This window comes from Agrobacterium sp. fls2-241-TYG-188a, from assembly GCF_030209845.1.
This window is the reverse complement of record NZ_JARVRD010000010.1, coordinates 1-20,184: the sequence shown is the minus strand read 5'-3', so window position 1 is coordinate 20,184 and position 20,184 is coordinate 1. Positions and strand designations below refer to the sequence as shown.

General features: G+C 55.9%; 18 protein-coding genes and 1 pseudogene. 9 read left to right on the top strand and 10 right to left on the bottom strand.

The features are described from left to right. Positions 1 to 246: 246 nt before the first annotated feature. Positions 247 to 3,603, bottom strand: coding sequence for a Ti-type conjugative transfer relaxase TraA (gene traA / locus QRN85_RS23310; RefSeq protein ID WP_284760326.1), 3,357 nt, complete (start codon positions 3,601 to 3,603; stop codon positions 247 to 249). A gap of 193 nt (positions 3,604 to 3,796) precedes the next feature. On the opposite strand from traA, the gene QRN85_RS23305 reads away from it, so the two are divergent. The 4 genes and pseudogenes from QRN85_RS23305 to QRN85_RS23290 all read left to right on the top strand — a co-directional run bounded on the left by QRN85_RS23305 (position 3,797) and on the right by QRN85_RS23290 (position 6,678). Beyond that, a complete protein-coding gene (locus QRN85_RS23305; RefSeq protein ID WP_284760325.1) occupies positions 3,797 to 4,204 on the top strand; it encodes a mobilization protein in 408 nt (135 codons plus the stop codon). Then, positions 4,201 to 4,533, top strand: a complete 333-nt coding sequence (locus tag QRN85_RS23300) for a hypothetical protein (protein ID WP_284760324.1) — start codon at positions 4,201 to 4,203, stop codon at positions 4,531 to 4,533. The genes QRN85_RS23305 and QRN85_RS23300 overlap by 4 nt, the downstream gene beginning before the upstream one ends. Further along, positions 4,499 to 5,345 (top strand): annotated as a pseudogene (locus tag QRN85_RS23295) (type IV secretory system conjugative DNA transfer family protein); the annotation flags it as partial. The gene QRN85_RS23300 and the pseudogene QRN85_RS23295, both read left to right, overlap by 35 nt. Before the next feature lie 409 nt (positions 5,346 to 5,754). Beyond that, complete coding sequence (locus tag QRN85_RS23290) at positions 5,755 to 6,678, top strand: nucleotidyltransferase and HEPN domain-containing protein (protein ID WP_284760323.1); 924 nt, start codon at positions 5,755 to 5,757, stop codon at positions 6,676 to 6,678. 35 nt (positions 6,679 to 6,713) lie between these two features. Here the strand turns inward: QRN85_RS23290 and QRN85_RS23285 are convergent, their stop codons facing one another. Further along, a complete protein-coding gene (locus QRN85_RS23285; protein ID WP_062585711.1) occupies positions 6,714 to 7,865 on the bottom strand; it encodes an FAD-dependent oxidoreductase in 1,152 nt (383 codons plus the stop codon). Between the two features lie 102 nt (positions 7,866 to 7,967). Here QRN85_RS23285 and QRN85_RS23280 point away from each other — a divergent pair, with 102 nt between their 5' ends. Next, positions 7,968 to 8,552: a TetR/AcrR family transcriptional regulator gene (locus tag QRN85_RS23280; RefSeq protein WP_113100775.1), complete on the top strand. Its 585-nt coding sequence runs from the start codon at positions 7,968 to 7,970 to the stop codon at positions 8,550 to 8,552. A gap of 337 nt (positions 8,553 to 8,889) precedes the next feature. Here the strand turns inward: QRN85_RS23280 and QRN85_RS23275 are convergent, their stop codons facing one another. The 4 genes from QRN85_RS23275 to QRN85_RS23260 form a co-directional block, all read right to left on the bottom strand. Further along, complete coding sequence (locus QRN85_RS23275; protein WP_284760322.1) at positions 8,890 to 9,873, bottom strand: YiiG family protein; 984 nt, start codon at positions 9,871 to 9,873, stop codon at positions 8,890 to 8,892. A gap of 1,109 nt (positions 9,874 to 10,982) precedes the next feature. Further along, positions 10,983 to 11,231 (bottom strand): DUF429 domain-containing protein, encoded by a 249-nt coding sequence (locus tag QRN85_RS23270; protein WP_284760361.1) that lies wholly within the window; start codon positions 11,229 to 11,231, stop codon positions 10,983 to 10,985. Further along, positions 11,228 to 11,770 carry a DUF429 domain-containing protein gene (locus QRN85_RS23265; RefSeq protein WP_284760321.1) on the bottom strand — a complete coding sequence of 181 codons (543 nt, stop codon included), beginning with the start codon at positions 11,768 to 11,770 and terminating at the stop codon, positions 11,228 to 11,230. Before QRN85_RS23265 ends, QRN85_RS23270 begins: the two co-directional genes overlap by 4 nt. 20 nt (positions 11,771 to 11,790) lie before the next feature. Further along, complete coding sequence (locus tag QRN85_RS23260) at positions 11,791 to 12,180, bottom strand: response regulator (RefSeq protein WP_082469625.1); 390 nt, start codon at positions 12,178 to 12,180, stop codon at positions 11,791 to 11,793. Positions 12,181 to 12,351: 171 nt separating this feature from the next. Between QRN85_RS23260 and QRN85_RS23255 the strand changes: the two genes are divergently transcribed. Next, the gene (locus tag QRN85_RS23255; protein ID WP_284760320.1) at positions 12,352 to 12,594 is read left to right on the top strand and encodes a hypothetical protein; all 243 of its coding nucleotides are present in this window, start codon (positions 12,352 to 12,354) and stop codon (positions 12,592 to 12,594) included. A gap of 453 nt (positions 12,595 to 13,047) precedes the next feature. Next, positions 13,048 to 13,788, top strand: coding sequence for a histidine phosphatase family protein (locus QRN85_RS23250; protein WP_284760319.1), 741 nt, complete (start codon positions 13,048 to 13,050; stop codon positions 13,786 to 13,788). A gap of 181 nt (positions 13,789 to 13,969) precedes the next feature. On the opposite strand, the gene QRN85_RS23245 is transcribed toward QRN85_RS23250, so the two are convergent. The 4 genes from QRN85_RS23245 to QRN85_RS23230 all read right to left on the bottom strand — a co-directional run bounded on the left by QRN85_RS23245 (position 13,970) and on the right by QRN85_RS23230 (position 18,116). Beyond that, positions 13,970 to 14,245: a helix-turn-helix transcriptional regulator gene (locus tag QRN85_RS23245; protein ID WP_284760318.1), complete on the bottom strand. Its 276-nt coding sequence runs from the start codon at positions 14,243 to 14,245 to the stop codon at positions 13,970 to 13,972. 13 nt (positions 14,246 to 14,258) lie between these two features. Next, positions 14,259 to 15,587: a type II toxin-antitoxin system HipA family toxin gene (locus tag QRN85_RS23240; protein WP_284760317.1), complete on the bottom strand. Its 1,329-nt coding sequence runs from the start codon at positions 15,585 to 15,587 to the stop codon at positions 14,259 to 14,261. 109 nt (positions 15,588 to 15,696) lie between these two features. Then, positions 15,697 to 16,944, bottom strand: a complete 1,248-nt coding sequence (locus QRN85_RS23235; RefSeq protein WP_284760316.1) for an MFS transporter — start codon at positions 16,942 to 16,944, stop codon at positions 15,697 to 15,699. A 269-nt stretch (positions 16,945 to 17,213) separates the two neighbouring features. After that, the gene (locus tag QRN85_RS23230) at positions 17,214 to 18,116 is read right to left on the bottom strand and encodes a LysR family transcriptional regulator (RefSeq protein WP_112960839.1); all 903 of its coding nucleotides are present in this window, start codon (positions 18,114 to 18,116) and stop codon (positions 17,214 to 17,216) included. A gap of 149 nt (positions 18,117 to 18,265) precedes the next feature. Between QRN85_RS23230 and QRN85_RS23225 the strand changes: the two genes are divergently transcribed. Together QRN85_RS23225 and QRN85_RS23220 are read left to right on the top strand one after the other, a co-directional pair. Next, positions 18,266 to 18,529, top strand: a complete 264-nt coding sequence (locus QRN85_RS23225; RefSeq protein ID WP_284760314.1) for a hypothetical protein — start codon at positions 18,266 to 18,268, stop codon at positions 18,527 to 18,529. Between the two features lie 26 nt (positions 18,530 to 18,555). Beyond that, entirely contained in the window at positions 18,556 to 19,350 is a 795-nt protein-coding gene (locus QRN85_RS23220; RefSeq protein WP_284760312.1) for an alpha/beta hydrolase family protein, read from the top strand. Positions 19,351 to 20,184 lie beyond the last annotated feature (834 nt).

Below are 20,184 nucleotides of genomic sequence, written 5' to 3'. Positions count from 1 at the left end.
TAAACTGTGTGAAGCAATCTCACCCGACAGCTCGGCGCATTGAGTTATCGTCGATGGCGTCCTTTGAGTAGGGGTTATCAGTACGCCACTCGATATTGATCGAGTGTACGATCGTGTTGTGAAGGGTCAACCTTTGGAAGACTATCGTCTCGACACTAGGTGAGTCAGCGATCAATGCTGATTTTTAGGCGCTAAGGCTGGGCTTGCAACGGCTGTCGATAGTATCGACCGTTTGGCTTGATGACGTTATAGTTTCAGGCTCAGACTTCTCGACAAGGACTGCTTGAGCTCGTGTTGGTGGATAAGCTCTGCACGTTGAGCGCGCTCAACGAGACGGGCAACGTGCTTGATGTGCTCGAGTTTTAGGTTGATTTCGGGTCCTAGCCTTAATTGGTCTGGTTTCAGGTTGCGTAGGGCGGCGCTACCAAAGCGCTGATCGAGAGCACTTGCGATTGTCTGTGCTTCGGTGATCGCCTGCTTGCCCTCTGGCGTGGCGCGAAGATGCGCCAGGAATGTCGGCCTGTCTTCATGCGCCAGACTGTCAAACTGCTGAAGAAGGGCTTGGCTGCGTTCTGTCAGGCCTGGGACTTCGACAATGTCCTGGCGCTCACGTTTCCAGATTTCTGACTTGCGCTCTGCCTCCAGGCGACGCTGCCAGGTTTGGGCGGCAGATGCCACGTGGCTGCCAAGCGCCTGGGTGAAGTGACGGGCAAGCTTGCGCTCCTTGTTGTCACCGAGAAGGCCAGACTTGCCGCGCAAGGCTCCGAACTGCTCAGGGGTCTCGATGAGCGAACTGGCAAGGACTTGCCCGTCAATGCCTTTGTCTGCGATTGCGGCACTGAGCGTTGCTGCCGCCTGTTCAGGATCGCGGTAGACCTGACGAGCGACCGAGCGGGCGGCCTGCATGTCCTGCTGCAGAGACGGCTTTGCTTTTTCACGGGCGATGTCTTCGACGGTGCGATCGTAGAGACGAACGGCTGGAATGAGCGGGGCGGGAACGTCTGCGGGGACAACGAGGCGCGCACCCTGATCGACTTGATCGTGTTCCAGACCGTACGCGGCGTCGAGGGCGTTGAAAGCAGGGCCGGCCAGATCAAGGGCTGGCTCCTCGTCAGCCTGCCTGCGATCATGCGGCCGATCCTGCGTCTGGCCCACCGGCCGCCCGGTGAGGTGCTGGACGGCATGCGCCACAGTTGTCGTGACTTCAAGTTTCATCTGATCTGTGTCGTTCACCTTTAGTGTCAGCCCGCGCCGCTCGGCAAAGACGTTGGTATAATCGAGCGTTGTTTCCTTGGCACCGGACCGGCTCATGCTGGCCACCACCTCCTTCATGTCGGTCAGCTCATCGCGACCGGCATAGAGCTTTGCCTCATGACGATGGCGGGTCATGGCGACATAGGCGAGATGCCGGTCCATGGTTGAGGATGCCATGACGAAGGACCGGTCGACGGTGGCACCTTGGGATTTGTGAATGGTGGTGGCGTAGCCGTGATCAAAGCTTTGGTAATCTTTGACGGGTAGGAAGAGAACACGGGCGTTGTTTTGCCCGCTGGCAGCCCCGTCGAGCCGCAATTGTATTGCGTCCGGCTCGACGGCCTCGACTGTTCCCAGCATGCCGTTTTTGACGCCGAGATGACGGTTGTTTTCCAGAAGAAGAATACGGTCGCCGGGCGCAAAGGAGCGCTTGCCATTGACGGTCTGATAGACGATCTCACGGTCACGTTTGTCGCCGGAACCCCTCGCGACGTTCACGGTCGACGCTTTATCGTCGCCGACGCCCAGACCGCTGCCCTTCGCCAGCTGCGCTTTGGCCTGAAGCGCTTGTCTGATCCCATCATTGAGAGCGCGAACATCGATGCGGCGATGGGCCAGGGCAATGCGGGATGCTGATGGATGCTGGTTGATATCGGCAAGATAGTCAGCCACGAGTTTTTCGCGCGCCATCTCCCGGTCATCGGCAAACACAACGCTTCCCTGTTCAGCGTAAGCTGTCAGTCCATCACCGGTGCGGTGGGTGGCGAACGCCACCGATGCCTGCCGCTGCCAGTCCTGTGTCTGCCGGCGGATCTCTGTTAGTTCGACCGATCCGACGCGCTCGGCAATTGCGCGAAACGGCGAGCCGGCACCGATGGCTTGAAGCTGCTCGTGATCGCCGACCAGAACGAGCTTGGCACCACGCGCTTCGACTTGCCTGACGATCCGCGCGAGCTCACGGCTCCCCACCATGCCGGCCTCATCGATGACGAAGATGTCGCCGTGGCCAAGCAGGTTTTTTCCACTGTTCCAGCCATACTCCCATGATGCCAATGTGCGAGCAGCAATGCCGGATGATTGCGTCAAGCCTTCGGCTGCCTTGCCGGCAAGCGCAGCTCCATAGACACGATAACCTTGCGCTTCCCAGGCATCGCGTGCAGCCGCCAGCATGGTGGATTTGCCCGCACCGGCAAAGCCGATCACGGCGGCGATCTGCTGGCTTGAGGTGATGTGACGCACAGCTGTCCGTTGCTCGTCACTGAGCTTGCTGCCATTCAAGAGGGCATCCTGATGATCAAGCGCATCGTTGACACGATCTGCTCTGACACCACGGCCATTGCGCTCTGCCATCCGCAGCGCACTGGCTGCCATGGCATGCTCGATTGCGACCATCTCGCGTGTCGAATAACGCGCCAGTTCGTCGTCCTGCCCGGGCTGCAACTCGACCAGTTGCGGTGAGGCCATGACGGCAGCAAGCGCGTGTTGGAAGCTGTGATTGTCGTTGATGTAGCGATGGAGCGTTCGGGCGATATCGTGACGGGTAAACACACTTTTTTCGTCAGTGATAAACCGCAGGACTTCGTCGGGTTTGCGTCGGATGAGCGTAGCGTTTCGCTTTGCTGCCTGCTCCTCCAGCCGGGTGCGCGACACATCGAGACCGCGTCGTTGCATCTGGCTGGCATGCACGCCCATATGTTCGGTTGGCTCGATCGACAGGCCGCGCTCCAGATGTGAGCGATGATCGATCCGCGCATCAAGGCCAGCGCGCATCAAATGTCGGTTCGCATGCTCTGCAAAGGTCTGGCGGATATCGCGCATCTGCAGGTGAGAAGTGGGCAGATCATGGGCGAGCAGCCATTTGTTCTCGCGCTCGATCAGTGTTTTGTCGCCAAGGCCACCAGACGTCACTACCCGCGTGGTCATCATCAGATGGGCGTGGATATTGCGGGTATCGCTTTTGCCTTGGGGCACATGGATGGCAAAGTCGATGGCGGCGCCATAGTGGTTGGCGAGATCCTGTGCGAAGGCACGCGTCAGCGACAGACGCTCCTGCTCACTGAGCTCATGGGGAAGGGCAATCTCGAACTCGCGGGCCACGCGCGCATCGCATCGTTTTTCTGCTGCCTCTGCTGCGTTCCAAAGAGCTGACCGATCCAGCGCCCAGTCTGCGTCGACATCGTCGGGTAGAACGATCTCGCAGTGGTCGACGCCTTTCTTGGCGGTAAAATCATGGGTGAGACCATCGCGCTCATTTTTCAGAAGACTTGCAGTGCGGTAGGCGATTGCCGCGACGGCACTGCGACCACCTGATCTGGAAACTGGCTTGCTGCTTAGATGGTAAATCGCCACCGCCACCTGTCCTTTCGCGGTCCTGACAACCAGCTGGGTGAGGAACGCAGCAACTCGTAAGTGCGCCCTTGTGCCTTAACCGGGGGTAGCTGTGGGGAGGTCGGTATTCAACTAGCACAAATGCCAGTGGCCAATTGGAGAGGGGTTTCCTTAAATGCCGTGCTTTGACCCACAACCAAGAGGGAGAGCAGGGATGCGCAAACCCATCGAACAACGGATCAGACAACTGGAAGAGCAGAAGAAGGCGCTGCAATCGCGGCTGGAGAAGCAGCAGCGGGCGGAGACGACACGGCGCAGGATGCTGCTCGGATCCTTCCTTCTGGAACGGCTGGAGCAGGACGGAGATCGGTTCCCATTCAACGATCGGGACGGGCAACCAAACCTCAGACAATGGCTAGTTCACGAGTTTGCGGCCTACCTCGGCCGCGATGCTGATCGGCTTCTGTTTGTCGATCTGTTGTGGCCACAGAATGACACCAACACGTCAGCACAGTCCCCGAGAGGCACTGGACTGGACGGCTCCGTCGATGAGGCTGCACTGACAATTCGAGGTGACGCGCAACGCTCTGCGAACGACGACGGAGGCACCGTACAGTCATGACGGCCTGGGGCTTTGTGAAGGCGGTTGTGACTGCACCATTTCTGGGAGCCATCTGTGCAGCGATCGGCTGGGTGAATGCGGGCACGATCATCTTCCTCGACTTGGTGATCCATTGGGCCCTGGGCGCGGAGCAGGGACTGATCAGTCAGGTCCTGCTGGTCGTGGCAAAACACCTGCCGCTCGTCTTCGGGGTGCTCGGGTTCATGGGAGCATTCGTCTTCGAGGTGCCGGTGCAATCCGTGTTCGGCACGGCACGCTGGGCAAGTGCAAAAGACATCGTAACGATGCGAGGACCTACTGACACGGATGCAGGAGAGCAAAGGTTGTGACGGTCTGATAGCACGTGCCGCCAACCGGCATCTGGGCAAGTCCGATCGCGAGGCATCGGGCGTCTTGTCATCGGCGCAGCGGCACACACACTTCCCCGACAGTCCGCGCATGAAGCGGGTGATGGAGCGATCAGATTTCCAGTTCATCGATCTGAAGCAGAGGACGCAGTCAGTATTCCTGGTACTTCCGCCCGACAGGCTTGCGACCTTATGCACGGTGGCTGCGATTGATGATCAGCTTGAGCCTGACGGAGATGGTGACGACGCGCACCGGCGCATCACCATTCGAGAGCAGCATCCCGCCAGAAGTGGCCGATACGACACTCGGCAAGCAGAAGAAAGTCGCTCCCTTAAACAAGTCCGTTCTTTTTCTGCTCGACGAGTTTGCGAGCCTTGGGCGACTTCAAGCTGTCGAGCGTGCCATGGGGCTGATGGCGCGATATGGCGTGCAGCTTTGGCCGATCCTGCAGGACATTCATCAGCTTCGTTCGCTTTACGGCAAAGGTGCCAACACCTTCCTTGCCAATGCCGGCGTAATGCAGGTGTTTGGTGTGAATGACATCGAGACCGCCGAGCTTGTCGCACGCTCGATCGGCAAGCGCGACGCGCATTACATGACGGCGTCTTATGGTGAGGGCAAGCAGACGAACTCTCAGCATATTGCAGCTCGCAACCTGATCAATGCCGACGAGATTATGCGACTGCCGGACGACAGGATGATCCTTCTTCTGCAGGGTCACTATCCAGCAAAACTCAACAAGATCCGGTACTACGAGGATAAGGAGTTCAAAGGATTGTTCGAGCGGATTTAAGAACGATACAGGCGAAGAGAAAGCGACTGGCATTGCACGTCAACGCGCTTCAGCAAGCAACGAGAACGGGCAGCCACTGCGACGGAAGATGGAGGGCGATGATTGAGCCTGTCCTGACGGGAACGCGCTCTCCCATAGCGCCGAAGTGAGCGGCAGGATAGGCGCGCGTCTTGCTCCCACGATAAAAGGGAAACGGCCCATAGTCGATCAAGACGTTCGACGATCAACGACAAAACGAGAGCCGCGTGGCAGTCGGTATCATCATCTTTCTGCCTGTCGGATCCCGACCTCTAAAAGTTGACTAGCACTTTTGCCATTTGATGAATGTTGCGAAGCGTATAAGGTCCACAGATACCACCAGCGCGATGAGATCGCAGCGATAATCGGAAGCCAGTCAGACCCCGTTCCCATGATGAAATCCTCCCTCGATCATATCCCGCATAGAAAGCAGCGAGAGCTCGCCCGTGCGCTGGAGATCTTGCACGAGGAGTTCGAGGATGCGTTGAACGAAGGCACCGCTGACTTCAAGAAGCGCGGGCGCATTCTCAAAATCATCCTGTTCGGTTCCTATGCCCGCGGCACCTTTGTCGATGAACCGCATACGATGAAGGGCTATCGCTCGGATTTCGATTTGCTGGTGATCGTCAACAATCGCAAGCTGACGGATCATGCTACCTACTGGTACAAGGCCGCCGACCGGATCATTCGTGACAGCTTCATCGAAACGCCGACGCAGTTCATTGTGCATTCACTGCGCGAGGTGAACACGGAGCTCAAGAAAGGCCACTACTTCTTCTCGGATATCCGCAAGGAAGGGATCGTTCTCTACGAGCTGGACGACGAACCGCTCGCTGAGCCGAAGCTGTTGACGGCTGATGAGCGGCTTCAAGTTGCTAGGGAGTCGTTCGAAAGTAGGGGGCGGCTTCTAAAGCAGTTTTCGGAGGGAGCGTCTTTTCACATCACTAGAGGAAACGTTGACTTGGCGGCGTTTGACCTACATCAGACGATTGAGCAGGCCTACACTTGTGTACTGTTGACGCTCACTAATTACGCCCCGCCATCTCACAACGTGAAGTTCCTGCGATCGCTTGCCGAAGAGCAGGACCTGCGCCTTGTGGAAGCCTTTCCACGCGATCACCATCGGCAGAGAGCCTGGTTTAACACGATCAACGAAGCCTATGTTAAAGCTCGGTATTCTAAACATTTCGAGATCAGCGAAGAGGCTCTGGTCTGGCTAGGGGAGCGAACTGACCATCTCCTGGAATTGGTAAAGGTTGTCTGCGACGAGCATATCCAGAAGCTGGACGAGGACGTCTCGCGGGGAAAGACATAACACCAGATTTCGATCAGGATGCTGGCTTATGCGTTCTAGTAGTCGAGGCCCGCGATCCGCCGGGCGATTGCATTTCGTGCCGATGGTATGCGGCGGATCGTGTTCACGATCCCGTTTCGGACCGTACAGGCGGCGGGCGATCGAAGCGTAGCAAGTCTTGTCATGCGATCGGTAAGCCGGACAACAGAACGTGCAACCTTCTGTCGAGCATCAGCCCAGGCCAAAAGCGGGGTGCGATCTCCGTTCATCGCATGGAGGAGTGGGTCGGCAAGCGAAACGGCATCCTGAATGCCGGTATTCATGCCTTGGCCGCCAGCAGGACTATGAACATGCGCGGCGTCGCCGCACAGGATGATGTTGCCGGAAATGACGTTGGCTGCCAACCTGTGATGAACATGGAAACGTGAGCTCCAGATGACATTGTTGATGCGGCCAGGCTCACTGGATGTACCGCGTTCATCAAGCAGTCTCTGAATGAACGACATGTCGGGTTGTTCTGGTGGTTTGCTGGCGGTCGCAACAATTCGATAACGGCCATGCGGCAGAGGCGCCACCACCATCAGTCCTCGCGGGGCAAAGAAAAGATCGACCTCGGAGCGGGCGAGCGGCCAGTCCATGTCGACATCAGCAAGAACAAACTCTTGCCGATACGTGCCACCGACGAATGGTATCTCGGCTTCCTCTCTGACTTTGCTATGAAGTCCATCGCATCCGACCACCCATGAAGCATGCATGTCGATGTTTCCGGCCGCACTCTTCAAATGCGCGACAAGCCGATCCCCTTGTTGGGCGACAATGTCGAGTTCGGTCGCCCACTGTACCTCAACGCCGACCTCTTGCAGACGAGCGCGCAGAATGGCTTCGGTTTGCTCCTGTGGCAGCATAAGCGTGAATGGATAGCGTCCTGGCAGTTCACCAAAGTCTATGTCGAGTAGCAGCCGGTCACGATCGCGAACGCGAAACTTCGGCACGATGATGCCCTCCTCAAGCAATTTTGCCGTGACGCCAAGTTGTTCGAGGACCTGCAGGGTCCGCGCGTGGATAACGGCGGCGCGCGATGTATTTGCGCCATGAGGTTGCCGGTCGATGACGATTACACGAGCGCCTCGCTGCCTTAGGGCAATCGCCAGAGACAGGCCGGTTGGCCCAGCGCCGATGATCAGGATTGGAGACATATCGGCTGACATACGGCTACACCTCGCTCGAAAATGTAAACAGATGTTTGCATGGAAAGTCTAGGATGTAAACATGTGTTTGCATAAAGTGATCGCTGATGGCAGGGTAGGCTCATGAATCAGTCGAGCAACAAACCCAAAACCCTCAGGTCCCAACCCACGAGAGATCGCATTCTGGCAACAGCACGCGAATGCTTTTCTCAGTTCGGTTTCGAGAAAACGACGATACGCACCGTTGCGTCCGGCGCTGGCGTGGCACCTGCAATGGTCATTCGCTACTATGGCAACAAAGAGGGCCTGTTTGCAGCGGCTGCCAGGATCGACCTGCAATTGCCCGGCTTAGGTGGTGTCGCGTTCGAGGGGATGGGGGAGTTGCTGGTCAAGCATTTTCTCGATCGGTGGGAAGGTGCGCTCAGCGACGGGCAGTTGCAAGCGCTCCTGCGTGCAGCGATCAGCCACACGGGCGCACGGGAAGAGTTAAGCCAGATTTTCGAAAAGCAGTTATGCGCTGCAATCGATCGGTCCGGCGTCGATCAGCCGAGTACGAGAGCAGCACTCGTTGCATCACAGATGCTTGGTCTGGCGCTTGGGCGATATATATTGGAGCTTAAGCCACTTGCTACGATGTCGCCGGACACGATCACCTCGCTCTTTGCGCCGACGATTCAGCACTATCTTTCGTTTGAGATTCCCGGGTAGCCCCTCCAACGCGAAGCATGGCGTTGAAAAGAACAGTTGTAGAGGAGGGACTTCTGCAAGGCACACGCGGCTGCGCGGGCTGAGTCAATATCACAGACCACCGCAGCGCATGACCGCAGGCCCCGCTTATCGGTAGATCTGGAGCAACTGGGAATGATCCCTGGCGAGCCCGCTCGGATATCGAGGCGGTCGAAGTATTCTGGGATCAGGCTCTCATCCCAATTTACAAGATCATGACCTGGTCTGCATCCGACGCCGCAACAACATGGAATGCAGACTTAGGGAAATCAGCCATCAGATCAGCAAGTCATCCGCGACACTATCGATCGTCTCGGGCTTAGCACTGGTTCATGTTCAGTCGGCTGATCATATTGTTGTAGTCTTGCAGCAGCGAGTTGGCATCCTGCTGCTCCCGCGATTGCATCATCTGGAACTGGGAGCGTTGCTGCTTATCCTTTTCGTAGGAGCCGTCCTCTGTCCTGCTGATGATCTGCCTTCCGGACGAGAGATAGGCGTTGGCTCTTGACATGATGGCCGAGCAACCCTCGTTGCTTTGCTGTCTGATTTTATTGTCATAACCGGTTGCCATAGTATTGAACTGGTCAAGCGACGCCTTCAAGGCTTCTTTTTTGTCGCCAAGCCCAGTTCCGCTCAAGAAGCCGGAGGCGAGATCCATGCTGTCCTTGATGTGATAGACCATTCCAATCCGGAAATAGGCGAGCGTGTCTTTTTCCGTGTTGTCGAAGGCGGATTTGATGCGGGCGCGGTCCTTCGCCTCTATGGCATTGTTGTAGCTTGCCTGGGCGGTGGCCAGTTCTTCCATAGCGGCGATATAACCGGGCTGTGTATCGCGGCCATGCGCGCCCTTGTCGCTCAGATAGGTTTTGGCCTCGATGTAGTTGGCCATGTTGCGATCAAGCGGGACTGCGTTTGCCAATGCATCGGAATAGGCTTTTGCTGGCCCGTCGAGTTCGGGCATATCGGGCTTCATCGCGCGTGCCTTGTCCAGGTTTTCCTTAATCCGGCTCATTGGCGATGAAGACGGGAAGAGAAGATTGTCCTCCTTCTTCTTGCCGTCAAGCACGGGCTTTACGGCGGTTTGGTAAGTTGCCAGATCCTCAGCGTAAGAGCGTTGAACCGAATTGGCGACCTCCACATAAGCATTGTACTTTTGGATATCTGCTTGCTCGCTTGCCGTTTGCTCTTCGTTGGTCTGGCCTGATTGGGTCGACGTGCTGTCATCGCAGGCCGAGAGCAGGATCAGGGATGCGGCAAGGGCTAGCGAGCGGATCAGGGGTTTGGAAAGTCGATGTGATGTCATTTCGGTCCTCATTTGCATTCTGAGGAGATCGTTAGTTTCGGCGCTCGCTCGTAGTCGATGTGCCGCCTAGCTTTAGGATCCCGCTCACGTCGAAGCGCCTGTTCGGTATCTTGGGATGAAGGCGCAGAGACTGGTCGCTTTTGAACCGATCGCTTTTTCAAGACAAGCATAATGAATTTTTTCGCTCTTTTCGCGGACGGGGGACGTCTTGCTGATGAAGAAGAAGTGACGGGTGAGGATTAGCTGGAGGACCCAGATTGCCGGGCCATTTGGCCGTTGCGTCCGGCTTAAGGTTTTCTGTGACGCTGACGCGAGCGTCGGAGATGACTTTGTAGCGGAGTTGGATCACCGGGTTGAAACTAACGGTTCTGGTTCACAGCCTCCGATCCTCTCGGTCAAACATTCAAATATCTCGCCGTTTTATCGCCAGAAATGAGCGGGGCTTCCATCGAATGAAAATAAAGGTGAATTCCGGCCGGCTTGGTCTTTGGGTCTTGCCGATAGTTGGCACGTTCGCGACGTGTGGCACCGGCTTTGCCGCCGATGGAAAGTCACCCGGTCCGTCAGAGGCTTTGTTCCTGATTCAGATCATTGTTCCTGTATTCGTTGGCAGATTGCCCGGCGAGGCTGTTTGACGCCGCTACGTTCGATGTAGAAACGTCTCTGTCTACTATCACCGATTGATCCTGGACGAATTGTCAGTTCTTTACAGCACGCGCTCCAGGCGACGGCATGATTGGATCGCGAAACTCACCCAGAGGCTTCAATCGGGTTCCCAAACAGATCAACTGGTGAAGGCTCAGGCGAACTCTTCTGCGCGGACAGGCGGCCGGCAAATGAACGCGGGCTATCTGCTCGTCCAGCCCACAGCGCGAACTCGACCTTTTCTCCTGCCTTTATGTCGCGGTCTGCGATGAAATACCCGCGGTGGTCAGGAGCGGTGTCGTGTCCGGCTTTTTCATTTTCGAACAGGCAAACCTCTCCCGGCCTCGACTTGTAAGCCATTTGAGCGTCCTCTTTTTGAATTTGGTCTGTAGATTAATGGTCGGGCGTCTTTGTCGTGATGATATGGGATTTAGCACCGTTGGCACCAAGAGAGATCGGTACGGCTATTTTGCAGCTATTGGCACCCAGATGGCCGAAGTATCGTCGCCATACGCTGTAGCGGTCCCGCCCAGAACACATGTGCCGACCCAGGCGCATACGACTGCATCCAAGCAATCCTCGAAGGCTTTCAGTTCATAGCCTCGCGAGGACGGGTTTGGTAAAGGCAGAGCGGATGCCACGCCCTCGATGTGATGGTCCAGCAATCTGACGATGTCGGTCCAGACACTTAAGAGCTTGTGCCGACGATCTATAAGGCTGTCCTCTGGCCAGTATTTACGAGATTTCGCGTGCTTGTAAGGAAGCCTTCGGTTTGCTTTGCCAGTTCGATCAGAGCCGGATGCGGATAGACTTCGATGAGAGCAGGAAAAGACGCTCCGGATGTCAGGAGGGGATAGCCTGCTCGTGCAAAACCCAAGGTCAGGTCGTCACTGAGCTTTCCGGGCCGGCTCTGGCTTGGCGTATGCGTACCGGCATGCCTCGATCCATAGAATGAAGAAATCGCGTTATCGGAAACGCGTCGTCCAGTAATGGGGTCAGTCGACAAAGGCATGTCGATTGCAACGACACTGACTGGCGACGCGGTGAGGTCGGCCGTCTTCGAAAGGAGAGCATTCGGGTCGGGCTTCGAACCGCGATGTCTACCCACTTCCAAATCCTGATCAGCAAGAAACGCCTGGTAAGACGCTGCGACCCGAACAAGTCGCCAATCAACGCCGTCATGTTTTACCAGAGCTACGCCACTTGGCTCAGTAAACGTCCATGCTGCATCAATGCCGAGAACTGCTGTCATAGAGCGTCGTTATTCCACGTTCACACTGCTTGCGCCATCTCAAGCGTCTCGTTTGCCACACGTTGAGCTTTATCCAATAAGCCTAGCAGCTGATCCAAGCTGTATGGCTTTGGCATGAAGACCCACTCTGGCGCGACGTCGGCGGTTACATCGCGACCCGACACGACAATGACCTGCGTTCGTGCAGACACGCCTGACACCATACCGGCGAGATCGATGCCGGTGAGGTGACCTCCCATGTCGACGTCAGTGACTAATGCGTCAAAAGACGGATTGCGTCCGACTGCCGCGACAGCTTCAAGAACGTTCGCGGCCTCGACGACAGCGTACCCGTCGTCCTGGAGTGCCTCAACCAATATCAACCTGATCAGAAGATCGTCTTCTACGACGAGCACGGTACGCGGGGACATGTGTGGCTCCAATAGCTATCGGTTACTCAACTTGTCCACGCCCGTTTCGATCATCCCTGTTAAGCAGTATTTGCGAACATATTTAATTAAATCTGAATGACCGGGCATGCACTTGAAAGCTTATGGGTCTGCCATCACATGAACGTAGCAAGAACATTCATAGGAGCCGTCATGACGACGTCTGGTGAAAAGCAGCTTTCTAAGACCGCAATCCGCACCTTGTCGGCGATAAATCAGTATCGCTACCAGCGGCGTTCCGGTCGTGTTTGGCTGGTTGGCGACAACCGTATATCGGCCTCAACGGTTACCAATCTTGAGCGAGAAGCTTACGTAAGAGAGGTCACCTCGAACGGGGTTCCTCGCCTTTTTCTTACCGAGCAAGGCAAACGCGTTGTTGGCGGTGGGGCTGAGTAAAGGTGCAGGTGCTTTAACACCAAATGAGCACTCTGCTCCCGCCGCGGTCGTCGCGCTGTCAGGGAGCCTTTGAGGACTTGTGCGCTTGTTGCCTGCCGCAGTGCGGTCTACCGGACGACCAAAGCATAATCTATGAGAGTGCTCGCTTTAAAAGATACGCAAAAGTCTTAATACTACCTCCAAATATACGCTTGGAGATCATGTATTGGTGAAGTCGGAAACCTTGGTGAGAATTGGCAGTCTATTGAAGGCGGCGCCAGGAATTCCGTGATGGGCCACCAAGTTTAGATCCGGTGGGCGGTCATAGCAATTTGCCTGACCTTATGCCGTTTTGCAGTCTCTCTGTTTATAGGTCATATGATAATGGAGGGTCGTGAAGGCCACCAATACATCGATCTGTCGACACAGGTTCATGGGAGAGGTGGCATCCAAACCCTTGCAGCAGGATAGCTTATGCGCATCTTTCTTGTTCGTCACGGCGAATCTCTGGGTAATCTGGACGAGCGGGCTTACAGTCAGTTTGGCGACCACAATGTCCCGTTGACGCAGTGGGGATATCGCCAGGCCAGTGAAGCTGGATCTGTGATCGCAGCCTATCTTGCAGGACTGACCGAACCGGGGTCAAAACCGATACGCATATGGTATTCACCGTTCTTGCGCACGCGTCAAAGCAAGGACGCTTTACTTGCGGCCTTGCCTGGCGAGCGCATCGACAAGGTCCGGGAGGACTATCTCCTGCGGGAACAAGATTTCGGCCTCTTCACGGAAATCTATGACCATGCTGAGCGCAAGCAGAAGTTTCCCGACGAGTTTGAGAAATGGGCGAGGCTACGCAGCAACAGCGGCAAGTTCTATGCCCGACCGCCCGATGGCGAAAGCCGTGCGGATGTGGCGCAGCGGATGCGGCTTTTTCTGCAGACCATTATGCACGAGGCGCGCCACGGCCACGACAATGTGGTGATTGTCGGCCACGGCGTCACCAATCGTGCCTTCGAGATGAGTTTCCTTCAGCACCCGGTTGACTGGTTTGAACGCTCCGTCAATCCCGATAATTCCGACGTCACACTCATCGAGGGGACTCGCGAAACCGGATACACCTCAAAGCTACTACACCAGTCGAGTGATCGTCAGCCTGGCCAGAACGATCTGCAAGATGTGTATGGTGCGCAAATAACGCTTAGGTCAGGACCTTAGTCGCAAAAGAGCCTCGTTGACCGCTTCAGCTCGCAGATCTTCATATTCGAGACGTGGCGCTGCGAGCGTAACCGCAATCCCCAGCGGTCGTGCGAACGCGCAGGGATCGTTGAGAGATTGTGGGTCTGCTGTCAAAGCCTGCCTTGTCAAGCTTTGGACTTAGATTACTGGCTAAGACGGTTTAAACCCGGGGTACGAAACCGACGCTGAAGCCAAACAGCCGCCCGACTTTCTCAAGGGTTTCAAGCGTCGGATTTGCTGTACCACTTTCAATCTCGGCGACCTGGCGTCTGGTCATCGACAACATCGTCGCAAACTCTCCTTGGGTCAGCCCGAGGCCCTTACGAATTTCCGCAACGGCAGCAGGCAGGCGTAACGTGCCTGAACGTGCCCGTTCAGCAAGATCATGGCGGTTTTGAAGTACTTCTTCTTTGGTTGGCTTTTTCCACCGCGGCATGACGCGTCCTTGCTCAGTCTTTTGATAGGGAATCCTGAACGCTCTGCGCGATTTCCGCGTAGCGGCTCATAGCGCGTTCAACAATATCAGGCGGCGCGCCCATGTCCTTCGCAATACGGGGTACTCGTTGGAGACGTTCTGCGAAGTCGTAAAGCGCGCCGGCGACGGACTGTCGATCGTCGTTGTTTGGAAAAAGAAGAGCGCAGATTTCTTTCCAGTCAGGAAGATGATCTCGGCCAGCATCTCGCATCAATGCCCATCGAGTTGAGCGGATAATACCTTCTCTTGCCAGTTTCATTGGCGCGAAATCAAAAAGTGGAGATAGCCTAACCGTGCCGTCTTCACATTTGGTCAGAGCGGAATTCCGGCCGTGGTTATCCGGATTGCCGAGTGCCAGGTTGGCTATGTCACGCTTGAGGTATTCAATCGTGTCCGCAACAGGATCTGTGCAATATTGTCTGAGGCTGTCGATATAGGCCTCGTGCGTCCCGATATATCCGAACTCGGCCACGCCGATCGTGGACACAAGGCTTTCCTGGCCCAGTCTCACTACATTTCCAGTCCTGCTACGCGCTCTGTCAAATCGGGGGATAATTAGTACACCCTCGGCATAGATGGATGGTTCGGCGACATTCAGCCCGATGTTTTGAGCGATCTGCGAATATAGGGCTTCGCCTTCGAGAATGATCCGATCGGCTGGATCGTTGCTACGCACAAGCTTGACAATAACGTGGCGCACGGCTTCCTCGTCGGTCACGAAGCTGTCGGGGTAATACAGACCGTCAGCCGCCTGAGTCATCGAGACTTTCGGCCATTCGCCTTGCAGGCCGCTTGAGCCCGACGCGAGCATGGCGAAGCGGTCTGCAACCTCCATGAACCGCTCTGAGCGATCAAGTATTTCGGCTTCGGTAACGCCTTGGCGCTGCACTGCTTTCAGCCGAGCCAATTCCATGTCGACCGCTTCTTTGAGCCGGACATTGCCAATCCCGCCTGTGGCTGACCGGAGGAGTAGCGGAAGGTCAGAACCGCGAGCACCCTCGTTCAGTCCGAGGTGTTCTGCCAGCTTCCTTCGCGCATGCCCTTGGGGCATCAGATCAAGAAGGAATGGTGGCCATGTCGTACTGTATCGATTTTGAAGATCGACTGGATATTTCACAGAAAGGGCGCGATAATCGCGCGCTGCGTTTCCGGCCGCGTAGTCCGCCGATGCGTGTGTGATAAAGTAGTCGAGATCGTAGTCAACGATAGACGCGCTGTGATATCCAGCGGTGTCGTCGCGGAGTTCCAGCGTGGCGGCTTCATGCCACGTTCCATCAAAATGAATTTGAATGGTGAAACGCATCTATTGATCCCTTTGATGGGATCATAAACCCAATAACTCCTTCAATCAACCCTGTCTAATGGGTCTATTAATCGAACTTATAGGTCTCCAAATTAAGTTGACACGCCGGTCATCCCATTTGAGTTTTTTTGGGCGGCTCGAGACTATCGACCTTCCGAAGCTTGGGAAAACGCGCCGCCCAGATGGCTGCGATCATAAGGGTGCCGATTCCTCCGATGACGACGGAGTGCACCGCGCCGAAAACGGATGCCATGCTGCCCGCGCGGAATTCGCCAAGTTCGTTGGAAGCCCCGACGAAGACCATGTTGACGGCGTTGACACGGCCACGCACCTCATCCGGTGTCCACAGCGCGATCAGCGTTTCACGAACATAGACCGACACCATGTCCGCTGCGCCCATCACCACCAGCGCAGCAATTGACACCGATGGCGTAGTTGAGAGCCCGAAGACCATCGTCGCGGCACCGAAGAGGGCGACGCCTGCAAACATCATCACGCCGGCGTGGTGGCGGATCGGACGAAAGGCCAGAAAGATCGCGACGACGATCGCGCCAATGCCCGGTGCCGCGCGCAAGAGGCCAAGCCCCCACGGGCCAAGCGTCAGCACCTCCTTGGCGAAGATCGGCATTAGCGCGACCGCGCCACCCAGAAGTACGGCGAAAAGATCGAGAGAGATCGCGCCCAGCACCACCTTTTCATGAGAGATGAACCGGAAGCCTGCCAGCATGCTTTCCAGCGTCACCGCGCGTGGTGGTGTCCGCTGCTCAGGCTTCCTGATCATGAATGCAAGGATAGCCGATAGCGCAAACAGCGTGAGTGCGACCGAATAGGATACAACCGGGCTTGCGCCATAGAGCAGGCCACCGGCAACCGGCCCGAGAATGGACGCCAGTTGCCATGACGATGAATTCCAAGCAATCGCATTGGGCAGGTCGCTTTCCGGCACCAGATTCGGCGCAAGCGACTGTACAGCCGGACCCATGAATGCCCGCTCTATGCCGAACAGGATGAGAATGAGAAAGACGAGCGACGGCGTAAAGGCATGCGCCAGGGTCAGTCCCAGCAGCGCTGCCGCGCAGGCACAGGCAACGAGTAGGCAAAGTGACATGATCATGCGGCGATTATAACGGTCTGCGACCGTTCCGGTCACTAGAATGAGAAGCAGCGATGGCAGGAACTGAAAAAGCCCGATCAGGCCCAGATAGAACGCGTTGCCCGTGACCTCGTACATCTGCCAGCCGACCGATACGCTGACGATCTGCACTGCAAAGGCGGATAGGAAGCGCGCGGAGAAAAATTGCCGGTAGGCAGGATGGCGAAATGCGCCGAAGCGGCTTTCACCGGCTAATAAGGACATTGTGGTGATCTCTTACAGAGTGGGTGGTGTCTTGGGTGGTGACCGTGATGTCATATACTACGAGATGACAATGCGCTTTAGCGGCTGAAGATCCTCGCAAGCAAGGAGAAACCGTTTTTCGCGTTTCGGCGACAGGCTTCTCTTGATCTCTATTGCCCAAGGCTTTTTGCCTGGAGGGGTGAGTAGAAGATCGATCTCGGGGCCGGCCGCCGCCGCTGTTGGCGCAACGCTACAACGGCAGCAGTGACCTCAAGAACGGTCAATCGCGGCTAATTGTGACGGCGCAGCTTTGCGCTCTCATCCGTATGGCCTTCGACTCTAGCGGAGACGGTTCGCATGGTGTCGCGTATTCGTTCGCACAGTAGTCGTACGCGCAGAGTTTGCCTTGTGTCACTATGAGTCAGTAGCCAAACATCCCCTGTTTGGACGACCGGACTGCCCGCTACGCGGGACAGCGACAAATCCGCGTCGCCGACAAAACAGGGCAGTGATGTAATGCCCATACCCGCGCGGGTAGCTTGAAGCCTCGAGCGCATCTCGGAGAAGAGGACAGGAGTTGCGGCCATTTCAATCTCGTCTGGTACCCAGTCACTGGGAGCGACTTCGCCAGGTCCAAGCAACCAAGCCAGAGACGACGAAAAGCCGTCTTGTCTGTTGGAGCTTTCGTAAAACGCCGTGTGGAAACCGCAGAGCTTGCTTCCATACAGGCTTTCCGGCGGCGACCCTTTTCCAAGAACGACGCGCAGAGCCACATCCGCTTCCCGGTTGCTCAGGTTGGCAACCGTGCCGGTTCCGATGATTTCGAGCGCGATGTCCGGATAAGTGGACCTGAACTCCGTCAGGGTCTCCATCAAAAGATCGGTCGCAAATGAGACTGGGAGGGTGAGGCGCAGCGGACCAGATACGCTCTGGTCGCGAGCGAAAATCCTTCCCTCGATCTTTGTGGATGCCTCCGACATCTGCACGGCAAGATCCACAATGTCGGCACCCGCTGACGTCAGCCTGTATCCGGAAGGCATCTTTTCGAAGAGTTTGGTCTTAAGCCGCTGCTCCAGACGGGCAACGCCCCGAAGCACCGTTGCGTGGTTGAGGTTTAGCTGCTCAGCCGCCGCACGCACCGTGCCGCCTTTTGCTACAGCAAGGAACATTCGCAACTCATCCCAATGATCCATGGTGCGTTTCTTCACATCCCTTGTGTCTAATTCCCTAGTTTATCCTCAGGATACAGCTGTTGTACACCAGTAAGGTAAGAGAGACATGTGAATTCGCACCACTCAGCTAATTTCGCCAGTTATTAAATGATCGCTCCACATGAAGGATTATGATGCATATTCTTGCCAAAACACAGGCAACCGTTCTTGCCATTCTGCTCGGTACAGCCGGTGCCTCGGCTCAATCCCTCTCCGATATCAAGCCCTCTCCCGAGCCGCTTGTGCTTCAGAGCCAGGGTAGTTTCTTCGTCGGTGGGCGGACTGTCAGGACCGAGAGCGCCGGCTGGGGCGACCTTAAAGACATCTTCGGAGAGAGCTTCGAAGCAGGCGTGTTGTCGTTGATCAGATGTACGTCCAGTTCCAGACCCCGTTGAAGCCGACGCACCCTCCGATCGTTTTCATGCACGGCGGGCTCCTCTCTTCAAAGCAGTGGGAGACGACGCCGGATGGTCGCATGGGCTGGTTCGAGTATTTCACGCGGCAGGGATTTCCCACCTATCTTGCCGAACAGACGGGCCGTGCACGTTCGGGCTTCAACGGTACGATTTTCAACCAGGTGAAAAACAAAAGTCTGCCACCTGAGGCGCAGCCGAAGGTTTTTCTTGGCACGTCGAGCATGGCCTGGAAGGTGTTCAGGTTCGGTCCTGAACTTGGCAAGGCCTGGCCGGACATCCAGTTCCCTGTGGAGGCTATCAATGAATTTTCCAAGCAGGTGATCCCTGACATGATCGAGACACAGGTGCCGAGCCTGCTGGGCGAGTTGATTGAGCCTGAAACGAAGAACCCGACGGTCGCCAACGTTGCTGATTTGGCCGCGGATCTTGGGGGTGCAATCCTGGTAGGCCACTCGCAGTCGGCGGGATTTCCGACTCAGGCAGTCCTGAAGGGTAAAGGTGGTATCAAGGGGCTTATTCAGCTTGAAACCGGCTGCTTCTCCAACCTGACTGACGAGCAGGTCAAGGCGCTGGCCGAGGTGCCCATTCTCGTGTTGATCGGCGATTATATGGGCAGCAACCCAGCCTCGGCCTGCGAAAAGGAAATGGAGCAGATCAAGGTAGCCGGTGGTGATATTACCTTCCTCTCGTTGCCCGATGTCGGGATTAAGGGCAGCACGCACATGTTCATGCAGGGCCAGGAGAATATCAGGGTCGCGGACGTCCTGATCGACTGGATCGACGATCACGTTGCTCAATAGCGACAGGGCCCATGTCTTGGGGATGTGCTCAATTACGCTGAGGCTTCGATCTTGTTCAAGGAATTTGCCATGGTAAGATCTTACCATGGGCCTGATTGCTCTCGGATGGCAGCGTAAGCCTCGGCAGCAACTGGGTTAGGCAGGCTGTAGGCGGAACGCCGGTTGCCCTCACGATCAAGTTTCAGGTCACGGTCGCTCAGAACGCGATTGAACTGCCTCTTGCGATCCTGGGAACGCAATATCGGTCGGCTTGGGGTCACTGCGCGAAATCAGCGGCTCGAAGGGATACCTGGCGCCCGTGGTGCTCTTGCAGTCTGTCAAAGCTGCGTTTGCCCCATACTTCCATCAGCAAAACGCTCCTCGCTCTGTGCATCCTTCTCGATGGTCACATCACGGGATTGCAGGCGATAGCCTGTTCTGACCGAAAGTGGGTGAGGTATATTATACCTAATTATACTAAATAAATACATATTATTTATATTTTATACTGTATTTACAGAATGATTTACCCATTTACGGTTTGCTCCGCGATTTGGGAGTCATGCCGGTTAGCCGGTGGTAGGGATTGGTGCAGACTTATTGATAAAAAAATATAAATTAGTGCAAGATCATCCTTGGAAAGGGATTGAGGCGCGGATTTGTTTGGAGTGCATTTGTTTGCGAGGACCGATAATTCCGGCTGTACTAAATAGATGATTTTATAGGTTTTTTGATTGTGCGAAATTAAATGGCAGCGAATCCCAAGGGGCATCCAGATAGGAAAAGGGCGACAATAATTAGCGGCGACCAATTATAATAACAGTATCATGATACTGTTATTATAATTGGTCGCCG

Excerpts from the sequence above, each read along its gene's own strand:
- QRN85_RS23260 (WP_082469625.1), bottom strand. The coding sequence starts at position 12,180 with ATGTCCCCGCGTACCGTGCTCGTCGTAGAAGACGATCTTCTGATCAGG.
- QRN85_RS23280 (WP_113100775.1), top strand. The coding sequence starts at position 7,968 with ATGAATCAGTCGAGCAACAAACCCAAAACCCTCAGGTCCCAACCCACG.
- QRN85_RS23300 (WP_284760324.1), top strand. The coding sequence starts at position 4,201 with ATGACGGCCTGGGGCTTTGTGAAGGCGGTTGTGACTGCACCATTTCTG.
- QRN85_RS23250 (WP_284760319.1), top strand. The coding sequence starts at position 13,048 with ATGCGCATCTTTCTTGTTCGTCACGGCGAATCTCTGGGTAATCTGGAC.
- QRN85_RS23275 (WP_284760322.1), bottom strand. The coding sequence starts at position 9,873 with ATGACATCACATCGACTTTCCAAACCCCTGATCCGCTCGCTAGCCCTT.
- QRN85_RS23225 (WP_284760314.1), top strand. The coding sequence starts at position 18,266 with ATGATGCATATTCTTGCCAAAACACAGGCAACCGTTCTTGCCATTCTG.
- QRN85_RS23285 (WP_062585711.1), bottom strand. The coding sequence starts at position 7,865 with ATGTCAGCCGATATGTCTCCAATCCTGATCATCGGCGCTGGGCCAACC.
- QRN85_RS23290 (WP_284760323.1), top strand. The coding sequence starts at position 5,755 with ATGATGAAATCCTCCCTCGATCATATCCCGCATAGAAAGCAGCGAGAG.
- QRN85_RS23235 (WP_284760316.1), bottom strand. The coding sequence starts at position 16,944 with ATGTCCTTATTAGCCGGTGAAAGCCGCTTCGGCGCATTTCGCCATCCT.
- QRN85_RS23220 (WP_284760312.1), top strand. The coding sequence starts at position 18,556 with ATGCACGGCGGGCTCCTCTCTTCAAAGCAGTGGGAGACGACGCCGGAT.
- QRN85_RS23305 (WP_284760325.1), top strand. The coding sequence starts at position 3,797 with ATGCGCAAACCCATCGAACAACGGATCAGACAACTGGAAGAGCAGAAG.
- QRN85_RS23230 (WP_112960839.1), bottom strand. The coding sequence starts at position 18,116 with ATGGATCATTGGGATGAGTTGCGAATGTTCCTTGCTGTAGCAAAAGGC.
- QRN85_RS23240 (WP_284760317.1), bottom strand. The coding sequence starts at position 15,587 with ATGCGTTTCACCATTCAAATTCATTTTGATGGAACGTGGCATGAAGCC.
- QRN85_RS23265 (WP_284760321.1), bottom strand. The coding sequence starts at position 11,770 with ATGACAGCAGTTCTCGGCATTGATGCAGCATGGACGTTTACTGAGCCA.
- QRN85_RS23255 (WP_284760320.1), top strand. The coding sequence starts at position 12,352 with ATGACGACGTCTGGTGAAAAGCAGCTTTCTAAGACCGCAATCCGCACC.
- QRN85_RS23245 (WP_284760318.1), bottom strand. The coding sequence starts at position 14,245 with ATGCCGCGGTGGAAAAAGCCAACCAAAGAAGAAGTACTTCAAAACCGC.